At 69.5% G+C, this 13,831-nt stretch carries 11 protein-coding genes; 10 read left to right on the top strand and 1 reads right to left on the bottom strand.

The window, feature by feature from the left end:
• Positions 1-12: 12 nt before the first annotated feature.
• Positions 13-468 carry an SRPBCC family protein gene (locus DBO33_RS40290; RefSeq protein WP_107661012.1) on the bottom strand — a complete coding sequence of 152 codons (456 nt, stop codon included), beginning with the start codon at positions 466-468 and terminating at the stop codon, positions 13-15.
• 205 nt (positions 469-673) lie between these two features.
• Between DBO33_RS40290 and DBO33_RS43330 the strand changes: the two genes are divergently transcribed.
• The 10 genes from DBO33_RS43330 to DBO33_RS40335 all read left to right on the top strand — a co-directional run bounded on the left by DBO33_RS43330 (position 674) and on the right by DBO33_RS40335 (position 13,831).
• Positions 674-838, top strand: a complete 165-nt coding sequence (locus DBO33_RS43330) for a hypothetical protein (protein WP_159080745.1) — start codon at positions 674-676, stop codon at positions 836-838.
• Positions 839-912: 74 nt separating this feature from the next.
• Complete coding sequence (locus DBO33_RS40295; RefSeq protein ID WP_107659703.1) at positions 913-2,580, top strand: FAD-dependent oxidoreductase; 1,668 nt, start codon at positions 913-915, stop codon at positions 2,578-2,580.
• 91 nt (positions 2,581-2,671) lie between these two features.
• On the top strand, positions 2,672-4,180 hold the full coding sequence (locus DBO33_RS40300; protein WP_107659704.1) for an ATP-binding protein: 1,509 nt from the start codon (positions 2,672-2,674) through the stop codon (positions 4,178-4,180).
• Positions 4,177-4,530 carry a UBP-type zinc finger domain-containing protein gene (locus DBO33_RS40305; RefSeq protein ID WP_107659705.1) on the top strand — a complete coding sequence of 118 codons (354 nt, stop codon included), beginning with the start codon at positions 4,177-4,179 and terminating at the stop codon, positions 4,528-4,530. Before DBO33_RS40300 ends, DBO33_RS40305 begins: the two co-directional genes overlap by 4 nt.
• Before the next feature lie 73 nt (positions 4,531-4,603).
• Positions 4,604-5,032, top strand: coding sequence for a hypothetical protein (locus DBO33_RS40310; RefSeq protein WP_107659706.1), 429 nt, complete (start codon positions 4,604-4,606; stop codon positions 5,030-5,032).
• A gap of 45 nt (positions 5,033-5,077) precedes the next feature.
• On the top strand, positions 5,078-7,378 hold the full coding sequence (locus DBO33_RS40315) for an AAA family ATPase (RefSeq protein ID WP_107659707.1): 2,301 nt from the start codon (positions 5,078-5,080) through the stop codon (positions 7,376-7,378).
• Positions 7,379-7,499: 121 nt separating this feature from the next.
• A complete protein-coding gene (locus DBO33_RS40320; RefSeq protein ID WP_107659708.1) occupies positions 7,500-8,795 on the top strand; it encodes a hypothetical protein in 1,296 nt (431 codons plus the stop codon).
• Between the two features lie 112 nt (positions 8,796-8,907).
• Complete coding sequence (locus DBO33_RS40325; RefSeq protein WP_107659709.1) at positions 8,908-11,841, top strand: Na+/H+ antiporter subunit A; 2,934 nt, start codon at positions 8,908-8,910, stop codon at positions 11,839-11,841.
• On the top strand, positions 11,838-12,221 hold the full coding sequence (locus DBO33_RS40330) for a Na(+)/H(+) antiporter subunit C (RefSeq protein ID WP_107659710.1): 384 nt from the start codon (positions 11,838-11,840) through the stop codon (positions 12,219-12,221). Before DBO33_RS40325 ends, DBO33_RS40330 begins: the two co-directional genes overlap by 4 nt.
• Positions 12,218-13,831, top strand: a complete 1,614-nt coding sequence (locus tag DBO33_RS40335; protein ID WP_107659711.1) for a Na+/H+ antiporter subunit D — start codon at positions 12,218-12,220, stop codon at positions 13,829-13,831. The genes DBO33_RS40330 and DBO33_RS40335 overlap by 4 nt, the downstream gene beginning before the upstream one ends.

Here is a 13,831-nt window from a genome sequence, read left to right on the forward strand (position 1 = left end):
CGAACACGCCGACTAGCTGTGGGCCTCGGCGGCCTTCTTGATCTTGTCGAGCGTCTCGTGCATGCCGCGGACGAGCTCTTCCTCGAACGGCGCCTCGCCGCCGAGCGCGGCGTTGATCGACTTGCGGGAGAACCAGGTGGTGCCGTTGGGGAAGTCGCGGCGCTCGACCAGCCGGGTGCCCGACTCGGTCGGCTCCAGCGTGTAACTCCAGATCGCGCGGTTCTCGTTGATCTTGAAGGCGAACGCCTGGTTCGCCTCGTACCGCACGATGCGCGCGGTGGTCGGCCAATACTTCTTGCCGTCGGTATTGAGGTTGAGCACCCAGGTGCCCGCCTTGGGTTTACCGAGCGGCAGCATGCGCACGCACTGCGGGCTGAACTCCGGCATCCGCTTCAGGTCCGAGACCACCGCCCACACCCGGTCCGGCGGCGCGGCGATATCTATGGCGACTTCGAGGTTCTTCGGCAACGTTGCCTCCGGGATCCATGCGAACGAGCCGACAGGGAGTCCGGCCGAGCGCGCTTGATGGGTGATACACATTTTAATCGGGAAGACAGTTGGGTCACATTCAGCATGTTGCGCGCTGATCTTGGTAATGGCCAGCGCACAATGCCGGATAGAAGAAGCAAAGACACTGCCTCCAGCTTTCCCGCCAAACGTGAGGTGATCGGCCGTGAACCTGCGCTCCCTCTTACATCGCCGGCATGCGAACAATGTTCCGCTGCTGCCCGCCATCGAGCCCGACGGCGGCCCGCCCGGCCGCGACTCCTCCGCCGAGACCCTCGAGCGACTGCTCACCCCCACCGAACTCGACCTGATTCGCCACCACAAACTGTGACGTGGGCCGGCCCGGGTTGTCCGCCGGCAGTGAAAGCCGACGACACGGTTTGTACCGACGTTCATACTCGTTAGGTGACTTCACCCGCTGCCACGAAACCGGCCATCTTGAGCGTCGATGACGATCCTGGGGTTTCCCGAGCGGTCGTGCGCGACCTGCGGCGCCGCTACGGCGCCGACTACCGGATTCTGCGCGCGGAATCGGGCGCCCAGGCGCTCGACGCGCTGCGTGAGATGAAACTGCGCGGCCAGCCGGTCGCCGTCTTGATCGCCGACTACCGGATGCCCGGCATGGACGGCATCGAATTCCTCGAGCAGGCGATGGACCTGCATCCCTACGCGCGCCGGGTACTGCTGACCGCCTACGCCGATACCAGCGCCGCGATCGACGCGATCAACGTGATCGACCTGGACCACTATCTGCTCAAGCCGTGGGACCCGCCGGAGGAGAAGCTGTACCCGGTGCTGGACGGCCTGCTCGACGCCTGGCGCAGCAGTGAGCACCGGCCGATCACCGAGACCAAGGTGGTCGGCAACCGTTGGTCGCCGCGCTCCTCGGAGGTGCGCGAGTTCCTGGCCCGCAATCAACTGCCCTACCGCTGGTACCTGGCCGACGAGCCGGAGGGCGCGCGGCTGCTGGAGGCGGCGGGCGCCGATCCCGAGCGCTGTCCGGTGGTGATCACCGCGGCAGGCGAGGCGCTGGTGCAGCCGTCGGACAGCCTGCTCGCGGAGAACGTCGGGCTCACCGTCAACGCGACCGGCGACTTCTACGACCTGATCGTGGTCGGCGGCGGGCCCGCGGGTCTGGGCGCCGCGGTATACGGCGCCTCCGAGGGCCTGCGCACGGTGCTGGTGGAGCGCACCGCGACCGGCGGACAGGCCGGGCAGAGCTCGCGCATCGAGAACTATCTCGGTTTTCCGGACGGAGTGTCCGGCGGCCAGCTGGCCGATCGGGCGCGGCGACAGGCCGCGAAGTTCGGCGCGGAGGTGATCACCACCCGCGAGGTGGTCGGGCTCGAGGTGAACGGGTCCGCGCGCACGGTGCGGTTCGCCGACGGCGGCAGGCTGTGCGCGCACACGGTGATCATCGCGACCGGCGTCGACTACCGCCGCCATCCGGCCCGCGGCGTGGACGACTTCACCGGGCGCGGTGTCTATTACGGGTCCGCGATGACCGAGGCCTCCGAGTGCGCCGACCGAGATGTGTACATCGTCGGCGGCGCGAACTCCGCGGGACAGGCGGCGGTGTTCCTGTCGCGCAACGCGAAAACGGTGCACCTGGTCGTCCGGTCCGGCTCGCTGGACAACTCGATGTCGCACTACCTGGTCCAGCAGATCGCCCAGATTCCGAATATCCAGGTGCACACCAACACCGAGGTGACCGCCGCCGACGGCGACGACCACCTGCAGCAGATCGTATTGCGCAACAACGTGTCCGGCGTCGAGGAGAAGGCCGAGGCGGAGCGGCTGTTCCTGTTCATCGGCGCCGCACCGCAAACCGACTGGCTCGACGGCGTGGTCAAACGCGACGAGGCGGGTTACGTGCTGGCCGGCCCCGATCTGCTGGTCGACGGCGCGCGACCGGCCGGCTGGGAATTGCCGCGGCCGCCGCATCATCTGGAGACGAACGTGCCCGGCGTCTTCGTGGCGGGTGACGTGCACGCCGACTCGGCCAAACGCGTCGCCTCGGCGGTCGGTGAGGGTGCGATGGCCGTCATGCTCGTGCACCGGTACCTCGCGTGACCGCGGCGCGAGCGACGGGCACGGAGGCGGCAGCCTGCGTAACCACGGAGTGCCCCGGGAGCGCCGCCGATCAGACACAGGAGGCTGGCAAGTGAATTCGAATGAGACGGCAGGGCGCAGCAGCCGATCGGTCTGCGACCCAGCGGAATTGCGCACCCTGTTCCTGTTCGAGAAGCTCGACGACGCACAGCTGGACCGGCTGTGCCGGGACGGGCGCATCGAAACCATCGAGCCCGGCGTGGTTTTCCACGAGGGCGAGCCGGCCACCTGCTTCTATGTGCTGATAGACGGCGAGATCGTGCTGACCAAGCTGTCCGGCGGCACCGAGATCGAACTGGTCCGCACCCAGCACCACGGCGCCTACTCGGGCGCCTGGATGGCCTACATCGGCGACAAGGTCGACCAGACCTACAACGGCACGATGAAGGTGACGCGCCCGTCCCGGTTCTTCGTGCTCGACGCCTCGACCTTCGCCGCCATGATGCACGAGTGGTTCCCGATGGCGGTGCACCTGCTGGAGGGCGCCTTCTTCGGCAACCGCAATGCCAACGCGCGCGTCGGCCAGCGCGAGCGGCTGCTCGCCCTCGGCTCGCTGTCCGCGGGGCTCACGCACGAGCTGAACAATCCCGCCGCGGCCGCGGCGCGCGCGACATCCGGTCTGCGCGAACGGGTTGCGGGCATGCGGCACAAGCTGGCCATGATGGCCGACGGCAAGTTCGATACCGCGTCACTCGGCGCGCTGGTGCGGCTACAGGAGGAGGCCGCGGCCCAGGTGGCCAAGGCGCCGGAGCTGACGCCGATGGAGGCCGCCGACCGCGAAGACGTGCTCGGCGAGTGGCTGGAGGAGCACGGCATCAGCGACGGCTGGAACCTCGCGCCGAACTTCGTGCAGGCCGGATTCGACGTCGACTGGCTCGAACGGGTGTCGGCAACCCTGGAGGGCTGCACCGAGCAGGTGCTCCAGGGCGCGATCCGCTGGCTGAACTACACCATCGAGACCGAGCTGCTGATGAACGAGATCGCCGACTCGACGACGCGCATCTCATCGCTGGTCAATGCGGCCAAGCAGTACTCCCAGATGGATCGGGCGCCGTTCCAGGTGGTGGACATCCACGACCTGCTCGACAGCACCCTGGTGATGCTCAGCCGCAAGATCGGCGACGGGGTCGAGGTGGTCAAGGACTACGACCGCGCACTGCCCGAAGTGCCTTGCTACGCAGCGGAATTGAATCAGGTGTGGACCAACCTGATCGACAACGCGGTGTACGCGATGAACGGCCAGGGCACGCTCACTATTCGTACCAGGCACGAAAACGACTGTGCCGTCATCGAAATCGGCGACTCCGGCCCCGGGATTCCGGAGGAGGTGCGCAGCCGGATCTTCGAGCCGTTCTTCACCACCAAGCCGATGGGCGAGGGCACCGGACTCGGCTTGGACATCTCGTTCCGAATAGTGGTGAACAAGCACGACGGCGACATCCAGGTCGACTCCGAACCGGGCAACACCCGGTTCACCGTCTGGCTGCCGCTGAACCGCACGCCGGACGAGCCGGCGGCGGAGAATGTCGAACCCGAATCCACCGTAGGAGGTCAACGATGACGCAGGAGTTCGAGGGCATCGATACGGCGGTGCCGCCTACCGGCACCGGTTGTGTGGAATGCGAAGCGGCGCAGGGTTGGTGGGTGCATCTGCGCCGCTGTGCCCAGTGCGGGCACGTCGGCTGCTGTGACAGCTCGCCGGACCAGCACGCCAGCCAGCACGCGAAAGACACCGGCCACCCGTTCGTGCAGAGCTTCGAGCCGGGCGAGGACTGGTACTGGAACTTCCGGACCGAGCAGATGTACGGCGACGGACCGGAACTCACTCCGCCGCACAGTCACCCCGCCGATCAGGGTGTGCCCGGCCCGCGCGACCGGGTCCCCGCGGACTGGCAAGCACACATCCACTGAGCCGCGCCGACCCGGTACGCTGCACCGAACGCGCCGGAGGTTCCGGCACACGATCCACCGGGGAAAGCACGGTATGAAGCGAACTTCCGCCATCGTCCTGGCCATCGGGACGGTGGCTCTGCTGGCAGGCTGCGGCCAGTCCGCGGACGATTCCAGCGATGCGAACGGTCTGCGCAAGGGCTCGGCCACGAGTACCACCTCGGCCGCGCGGTCATCGTCGCCGGCCGCCGCGCCGAGCGCCCCCGGCAGCGCGCCGACCGCCGGGCAGCCGGGCACCCCCGCGTCCACCGAGCCGTCGCAGACCAGCTGCGCCGAGTTCAAGAAGCTGGACAACGACGCGCAGAAGGCGCTGATCGAGCAGATCGTCGCCGAGCACCCGGACAGCACGTTCGCGGGTAGCCCGAACGTCGCGCTGGGCACGGCGAAGCTGGTCTGCCTGTCCGGCAGCGTGGCCGAGACGCCGGTCGCGGTGGCCGCCGGGATCGTGCCCAAGAACAAGTAGCACCGGCCCGTCCCCCACGGTGGCGCGGCGCGGCAGAATGGCACAGTGGCAGAACTGGCGCTCACCGCTCGATTGAATCCCTCCGCTGCCGACGCACGCCGCGGCGTGGTGCGGCTGCATCCGGAGGCGCTGACCGCGCTCGGGTTGCGTGAGTGGGACGGCATCGCGCTGGTCGGCGCGCGCCGCACCGCCGCGGTGGTCGGCGTCGCACCCTCGGGCACCCCCGCGGGAGTGGCGCTGCTCGACGACGTGACGTTGTCCAATGCGGGCCTGCGCGAGGACGCGACGGTGGTGGTCGCGCCGGTCACCGTCTACGGCGCCAAGCAGATCTCGGTGAGCGGCTCGGTGCACGCCACCCGCACCATTCCGGCGGCGACGCTGCGCCAGGCGCTGCTGGGCAAGGTGGTGACGGTCGGCGACACGGTCTCGCTGCTGCCGCGTGATCTGAGCCCGGAGATCAGCTCCGCCGCGGCCTCGCAGGCCCTCTCGCGCACCTTCGGCATCGCGTGGACCACCGAACTGCTCACCGTCACCGCCACCGATCCGCGCGGACCGGTCAGCGTGCAGCCGAACACGGCGGTCGTCTGGGGCGCGGGCGTGGTGGCGGCCAGGGACGCGGCCGACCGAGCGCTGGCCGGTGCGCCGATCCCGCCGGGCGAGGCCTCGCGCGGCGCGACCGAGGCGGCGGCCTTCGACGGCGCGGCGGTCGCGCACGGTGCGTCGAACGGCCGGAGCGCGGCCACCCGGCACACCGATCCGCTGATCACCGTCAAGGATCTGGCGGGTGCGCACAGCCAGGCGACCAAGCTCGCCGAGTGGCTCAGCCTCGCCCTCGACGAACCCGAGCTGCTCAAAACCCTCGGCGCCACACCACATCTCGGCGTCCTGATCACCGGCCCGGCCGGCGTCGGCAAGGCCACGCTGGCCCGCGCGGTCACCGCACCGCGCCGCATCGTCGAGCTGGACGGCCCCACCATCGGGGCCGCGGAGAGCGGCACCCGGCTGCGCGAGGTGGCCGAGGCGGTGGCCGAGGTCTGTTCCGGACAGGGCGGCATCCTGCTGATCACCGATATCGACGCGCTGCTGCCCGCGCAGGCCGAACCGGTCGCTACCCTCATCCTGGATCAGCTGCGTGGCGCGGTCGCCGAGCCGTCCGTCGCCCTCTTGGCCACCACGGCGCACCCCGCCGGGATCGACCCCCGGCTGCGCGCGCCCGACCTCTGCGACCGGGAATTGGCGCTCGCACTACCCACCGCCGCGGTCCGCAAGTCGCTGCTGGAACAGCTGCTGCGCCGGGTGCCGACCGCCGGCCTGAAACTCGACGAAATCGCCGCCCGCACACCGGGATTCGTGGTCTCCGACCTGGCCGCGGTGTGCCGGGAGGCGGCGCTGCGGGCGGCCTCGCGGGCGAGCAAGGAGCACAGCGATCCGCAACTGACCCAGGAAGATCTGCTCGGCGCGCTGAAAGTCATTCGGCCACTGTCGCGTTCGGGGATGGACGAGCCCGCCATCGGCAGCCTCGGCCTGGACGAGGTCGGCGACATGGTGGAGACCAAGCAGGCGCTGACCGAAACGGTGTTGTGGCCGCTGCGCCATCCGGATTCGTTCGCGCGCCTCGGCATCGATCCACCGCGCGGGGTGCTGCTCTACGGTCCGCCGGGGTGCGGCAAGACCTTTCTGGTGCGCGCGCTGGCCAGCACCGGCCAGCTCAGCGTGCACACGGTGAAGGGCGCCGAGCTGATGGACAAGTGGGTCGGCTCCTCCGAGCGCGCGGTACGCGAATTGTTCCAGCGCGCACGCGATTCCGCGCCGTCGCTGATCTTCCTCGACGAGGTCGACGCGCTGGCGCCGCGGCGCGGCCAGAGCGGGGATTCCGGCGTGGGCGACCGGGTGGTCGCCGCCTTGCTCACCGAACTCGACGGAGTGGAACCGCTGCGCGATGTGGTGGTGCTCGGCGCGACCAACCGCCCGGAGCTGATCGACCCGGCGCTGCTGCGGCCCGGGCGGCTGGAGCGGCTGGTGTTCGTGCCGCCGCCGGACAGCGCGGCGCGGCTGGAGATCCTGCGGACCGCGGGGCGCTCGGTGCCGCTGGCCGCGGATGTCGACCTCGCCGCCCTGGCCCGCAAGCTCGACGGCTACTCCGCGGCGGACTGCGTAGCAATGCTGCGCGAGGCCGCGCTGACGGCGATGCGCCGTGACCTGGACGCCGCGGATGTCACCGCGGCGGACGTGGCGGCGGCGCGCACTGTCGTCCGGCCCTCTCTCGACGCACTGCAAGTGGAGTCGCTGCGCCGCTACGCGGAGACGCGCGGCCAGCCGACAGGCAGCGAGGGCCGGTACCTATAATTCGGCAACCTCGCCGTAATCGCACTTTCCTGGCATTTCGCCCATTTCGACATGCGTTGGCAATGTGTGGGCAATCACAGATTCGCCGGTCGCGCGCAGGTATGTTCGGCCTGTGCGGCGGATGGGCAATGCGTTCGACGCGATCACGGTGTTCTTCAGCGCCGCGGTCGCGGGTGTGACGCTGTTCCTGCCGGTCACCTTCGCCTCGATCCGGGAGAGCACGCCCTATCAGCTGGCGAACCTGTGGAACAGCGTGCCGCGTGGCGCGGCCATCGGGGTGATCGTCGCGGTCGCCGTCGCGGTGGTCGTCGGCGTCACCGCACGCCCGGCGACCGCGTGGGTGGTCGCCCTGGTCGGCACCGTCGCGCAGCTGATCAATCACATTGCCGGGCACAATGCCTCCTCGGCCGACATGCTGACCACCCAGAACTACATCGACGCGGTGTGCGCGGGGATCGTGCTCGGCGGGCTCGGTGTCGCGGCACTGCGCACGCCGGTGCTCGCCGCGGCGTTCGCGCTCGGCGGTGTCGGGTTCTTCGTATTCAGCGACCTCGCGGATGTCCTCGATATCAATGACGATCCGTTCGACGTGCTGGAGTCGCCGCCCAGCTGGCTGATCGTGCTGGTGCTGGCGCTGTTGATCGTCAGTGCCCTGCGCAATCGCGCCAGGATCGGCGAGCCCGAGCCGCTGCGGCTGTCGATCGAACTACCGGTGGCGCCGATCCTCGCGGCGATGGTGCTGGCCCTGGTGATCCTCGCGGTCACCGAGTGGCTGCAACGGCAGTACATCACCGCGCCCGCCATCAACCACGCGGTCGATATCGGGTTCACCGCCGCCGCCACCGTGTGCGCCGCGACCGCGGCGGCGATGCTGCTGCCCGGCCGCGACGGGTACGGCGTCTATCTCGCGGTCAGTCTGACCGCGACCGCCGATGCCTTCGGCTACGCCCATCGGCCCGGCTGGAGCGTCTGGATCCTGCTCGCGCTGGCCACCGTCGGCATGCTCGCGGGCGCCCGCATGCCCTCGGCGCCCTTGGCCGTCACCCTGCTCGCCGGCCTCGCCGTTTTCGCCATTCTCGTGCCGCCGGAATCGAACTGGATCCTTTTCTCGGCGGGCAGCGTGGTGCTCGCGCTCACCGCGGGCTATTGCTGCGCCACCGCCCGGCCACGCCATGCTCCCAGCGGCGTGCTGGCGATTGCCGCTCTGTACCTGCCGACGGTCATCTCCGTGTTGCCCGACGACAACAAGAGCTGGCAGCTGCCCGACGGCGCGGCCCACGACTCGACCCCCGGGCGGGCCGCACTGGCCATCGTGCTCGGCAGCGCGGTCGGCCTCGCCGTGCTGCACCGCTTCCGGCCGCGCGGCCGCCCGCAATCGACCGACCCCGCGGCGGACGCGGCGTTAGCGGATATATAGCCCCGGCGTCGTCATATAGCCGACGCCATACCCGGCGAGTACGCGGAAATCCCCAGGCTCCACGTAGGATTGTCCCGCACCACCCCGCCGCCCCTACCCGACGGAGTGTAGTTTGCTCGCAATCCTGCTCGCCCTCGCCGCAGCCGCGCTCGTGGCGCCGCTGTGGGTAAGGGCACTGGGGCGCAACGCTTTCTACGTGCTCGCGCTGGTCCCGCTCGGCGGCCTGATCTGGGTGATCGCGAATTGGGGTAGCACACAGCGGGTTCGGCTGGAGTGGGCGCCGAGCATCGAGATGAACATCGATCTGCGGTTCGACTCGCTCGCCGCGATCATGTCGGCGCTGGTGCTCGGCATCGGTGCGCTGATCCTTTGCTACTGCGCTAGATATTTCGAGGACGACGAGCCGCGCCTCGGGGTGTTCGCGGCCGAGATGGTCGGCTTCGCCGGCGCCATGTTCGGCCTGGTGACCAGTGACAACATGCTGTTGCTGTTCGTTTTCTGGGAACTGACCACGGTGCTGTCGTTCCTACTGGTCGGCCACAATGCCGAGCAGGCGAACAGCAGGCGCGCCGCCATCCAGGCGCTGCTGGTGACCGCCGCGGGCGGGCTGGCGATGCTGGTCGGCCTGATCATCCTCGGCGAGGCGAACAACAGCTACCTGCTCTCCGATCTGCTGGCGCGGGCACAGCCGCCGAACGGACTCGCGGTGAACGTCGCGGTGGTGCTGATCTTGATCGGCGCGTTGAGCAAGTCCGCCGTCGTGCCGCTGCACTTCTGGCTGCCCGGCGCGATGGCGGCGCCGACGCCGGTCAGCGCCTATCTGCACGCCGCGGCCATGGTGAAAGCCGGTGTGTACCTGGTGGCGCGGCTGGCGCCGGTTTTCGCGGAGAACCCCGTCTGGCATCCGCTGGTGCTCACCCTCGGCGTGGTGTCGATGCTGCTCGCCGGGTTGCGGTCGCTCGAGGTGGTCGATCTGAAGCTGGTGCTGGCCTTCGGCACGGTGAGCCAGCTGGGCTTCCTGATCGTGCTGGTCGGCCTCGGCACCCCGGACGCGGCGCTGGCCGGGGTCGCGATGATCGTCGCGCACGCGTTGTTCAAGGCGTGCCTGTTCATGGTGGTCGGCGTCATCGATCACGGGGCGGGCACCCGGGATCTGCGTAAGCTGTCCGGGCTCGGCCGGCGCGCTCCGGTGCTGTGCGGCATCGCGATGCTCGCGTCGTTGAGCATGGCCGGGATTCCGCCGCTGGTCGGATTCGTCGGTAAGGAGAGCGCACTCGGCGCGATCCTCGAGGCGGACACCCTCGCCGCGCCCGCACGGGTGGCATTGGCGGCCGGTGTGGTGCTCGGGTCGATGTTGACCGTCGGCTACAGCATTCGTTTCGTCTGGGGCGCCTTCGCGGACAAGCCCCAGGTCGCGCGGCCGACCGCGCACGGAGCACACCGGGTGCGCCGCGTCGCCGACTACGCCACCGAAAATGCCGGTCCGGCTGCGGGTTCCGGTGTCACGGAGGGACATGTGCGCGAAGACGGTGGCTGGCACGCACCGGGGGCGCTGTTCCTGGCCGCGCCCGCGATCCTCGCGGTGGCGAGCCTGGTCGCCGGACTCGGGGCGCCGTGGACCGATCGGCTGCTCAGCCCCTACGCGGGAACGTTTTCCGAGGAACTACTGTCCTATCTCTCGCTGTGGCACGGCTTTACCGTCCCGCTGGCGCTCACCGTCCTGGTGATCGCGGGCGGCATCGCCCTGTTCCGGCTGCGCGATCGGCTCCGCGACCCCACCCGGCCGCGGCTCGGCAATGCCGACCGGGCCTACGACGCGGCCCTGCGCGGCATGGACCAGCTGTCGCTGCGCATGACCGGCGCGGTGCAGCGCGGATCGCTGCCGCTGAGCCAGGCGACCATCCTCGGCACGCTGATCATCCTGCCGTCGGTGCTGCTCGCCCTCGGCACCCGCACCGGAGTCGAACTGCGCCTGTGGGATTCGCCGTTGCAGGCGGTGCTCGGCGGCATCATGGTCGCGATGGCGCTCGGCGCGACCGTGCTGCGCAACCGGCTGGCCAGCGTGCTGGTGGTCGGGGTCACCGGCTATGGCTGCGGCGTGATCTTCGCGCTGCACGGCGCACCCGATCTGGCGCTGACCCAATTCCTGGTCGAGACCCTGACGCTGGTGATTTTCGTGCTGGTGCTGCGGGCGTTCCCGGCGGAGATCGAGGCGGGCCGGGCCACCCCGTTCAAGGCGCGCAGGGCGGTGCTGGCCGCGCTGGTCGGCGCGACGGTGACGGTGCTGGGCGCCTTCGCTGTCGCCGCCCGCACCGCTGAGCCGATCTGGCAGCGAATCCCGGACGCCGCATACCAATTCGGCGGCGGCAAGAACGCCGTCAACGTGCTACTCGTCGATATTCGCGCCTGGGACACCCTCGGCGAGATCTCGGTGCTCGTGGTCGCCGCCACCGGTGTCGCCTCGCTGGTATTTCGCAGCCGCCGCTTCGGCAGCGCCCCGCGCGCCGCCGACTCGCCGAACTACGACCCGGATCTGGTGAGCTGGCTGCCCGCCGGACGACTAGTCGATCGGGCGGACCGCTCGATGGTCATGCAGATCACCACCCGGCTGGTGTTCCCCACCATCATGGTGCTGTCGGTGTACTTCTTCTTCTCCGGCCACAACGCTCCCGGCGGCGGTTTCGCAGGCGGGCTCACCGCCGGACTCGCGCTCACGCTGCGCTACCTCGCAGGCGGCCGGTACGAACTCGGCGAGGCGCTGCCGGTCGACGCGGGCCACCTGCTCGGCGCGGGACTGACCCTGTCCGCCGGAACCGCCGTCACCTCACTGTTTTTCGGCGCACCGCCGCTGTCCTCGGCGATCTTCGAGGTGACGCTGCCGGTGCTCGGCCACCTCAAACTGGTGACCGCGCTGTTCTTCGATCTGGGCGTGTATCTGATCGTCGTCGGACTGGTGCTCGACGTGCTGCGCAGCCTCGGCGCCCGGCTGGACAGCGAGCTCGCCTCGAACGAAACCACCTCCGTATCAGGAGGTTCGGCGCGGTGACGGCCAATCTGACGCTGTTGATCGTGATCGGGATCCTGGTCGCCTGCGGGGTGTATCTGATCCTGGAGCGCGCGGTCTCGAAGATGCTGCTCGGCATGATCCTGTTCGGCAACGCGGTGAACCTGTTGATCATCACCCTCGGCGGCCCGGACGGCCGGGCGCCGATCCAGGGCCAGACCGACACCACGCATCGCGACACCGCCGACCCGCTCGCCCAAGCCATGGTGCTCACCGCCATCGTGATCACCATGGGGCTGGCGGCTTTCGTGCTGGCGCTCGCCTACCGCTCCTTCACGATCACCACCACCGACGATGTCGAGAACGACCAGGAAGACGTCGATGTCGCCCGCAGGCGCGAGCGAGAGGACCCGGAAGATTGAGCCTCTCCCCCGGACTGCTGCCTACCCTCATGCCGCTCCCAGTGCTGGTGCCGATGCTCGCGGCGGCGGGCACCCTGGTCTTCGGGCGCAGGCCACGGACCCAGCGCACGCTCATGCTCGGTGCGCTGAGCGCGGTGGTCGTCATCTGCGGGCTGCTGCTGTATCTGGCCGACCGCGACGGCACCACCGCGCTGCAGGTCGGCGGCTGGGAGACCCCGATCGGCATCACCCTGGTGGTGGACCGGCTGTCCGCGGCGATGCTGCTCGTCTCGTCCATCGTGCTGCTCGCCGTCGCGATCTACGGTTCGGGGCAGAACATCCGCGACGGCGACGAGCGGCAGCCCACCTCGATCTACCGGCCCACCTATCTGGTGCTGACCGGCGGTGTTTCGGCCGCGTTCCTGGCCGGTGACCTGTTCAACCTGTTCGTCGGCTTCGAGATCCTGCTCGCCGCGTCGTTCGTGCTGCTCACCGTCGGCGGCACCGAGGAACGCATTCGCGCGGGTGTGTCCTATGTGATGGTCTCGATGCTGGCCTCGCTGATCTTCCTGACCGGCATCGGCATGACCTACGCGGCCACCGGCACGTTGAACCTGGCCCAGCTCGCGCAGCGCATCGGCGCGGTGCCCGAGGGCACCCGCACCGCCATCTACGCGGTGCTGCTGGTGGCGTTCGGCATCAAGGCCGCGGTGTTCCCACTGTCGAACTGGCTGCCCGACTCCTACCCCACCGCGCCCGCGCCGGTGACCGCGGTGTTCGCCGGCCTGCTCACCAAAGTCGGTGTGTACGCGATCATCCGGACGCACTCGCTGCTGTTTCCCGGTGGCGAGTTCGATTCGATCCTGCTGGTGTGCGGGTTGCTCACCATGCTGGTCGGCATCTTCGGCGCGATCGCGCAGAGCGACATCCGGCGACTGCTGTCGTTCACGCTGGTCAGTCACATCGGGTACATGATCTTCGGCGTCGGGCTGGCCAGCACCGCCGGCCTGGCCGGCGCGGTTTTCTATGTGGCGCACCACATTCTGGTGCAGACCGCGCTGTTCCTGGTGGTCGGCCTGATCGAGCGGCAGGCGGGCTCGACCTCGCTGCGCAGGCTGGGCGGGCTGGCCTCGGCGAGTCCGCTGCTGGCCGTGCTGTTCTTGGTGCCCGCGCTGAATCTCGGTGGCATACCGCCGTTCTCGGGCTTCATCGGCAAGGCCACGCTGTTGCAGGCGGGCGTGCAGAACGGCAGCGTGCTGGCCTGGACGCTGGTGGCGGGCTCGGTGCTCACCAGCCTGCTCCCGCTCTATCCCGTCGCGCGGGTGTGGAGCAAAGCGTTCTGGCGCCCGCGGGTGGGGGCGCCGGAGGGCCCCCTCACCGCCGCGAAAACGCCGTCGCTGATCGAGGACTCGACCGACGTGCACTACGACGATCGCCCGCGCCCGGGCCGGATGCCGCTGTTGATGGTCGGCTCGACGGCGGCGCTGGTGGTGATCGGGCTGAGCCTGACGGTGCTGGCCGGCCCGATCCTCGGCATCGCCGACCGGGCGGCGGCGGATCTGCGTGATCCCGGCGTGTACATCACCGCGGTGCTGGGCAACGGGGCGGACGGGTCGGGGGCGAGCCGATGA

Source organism: Nocardia suismassiliense, assembly GCF_900269665.1.
GTDB lineage: Bacteria > Actinomycetota > Actinomycetes > Mycobacteriales > Mycobacteriaceae > Nocardia > Nocardia suismassiliense.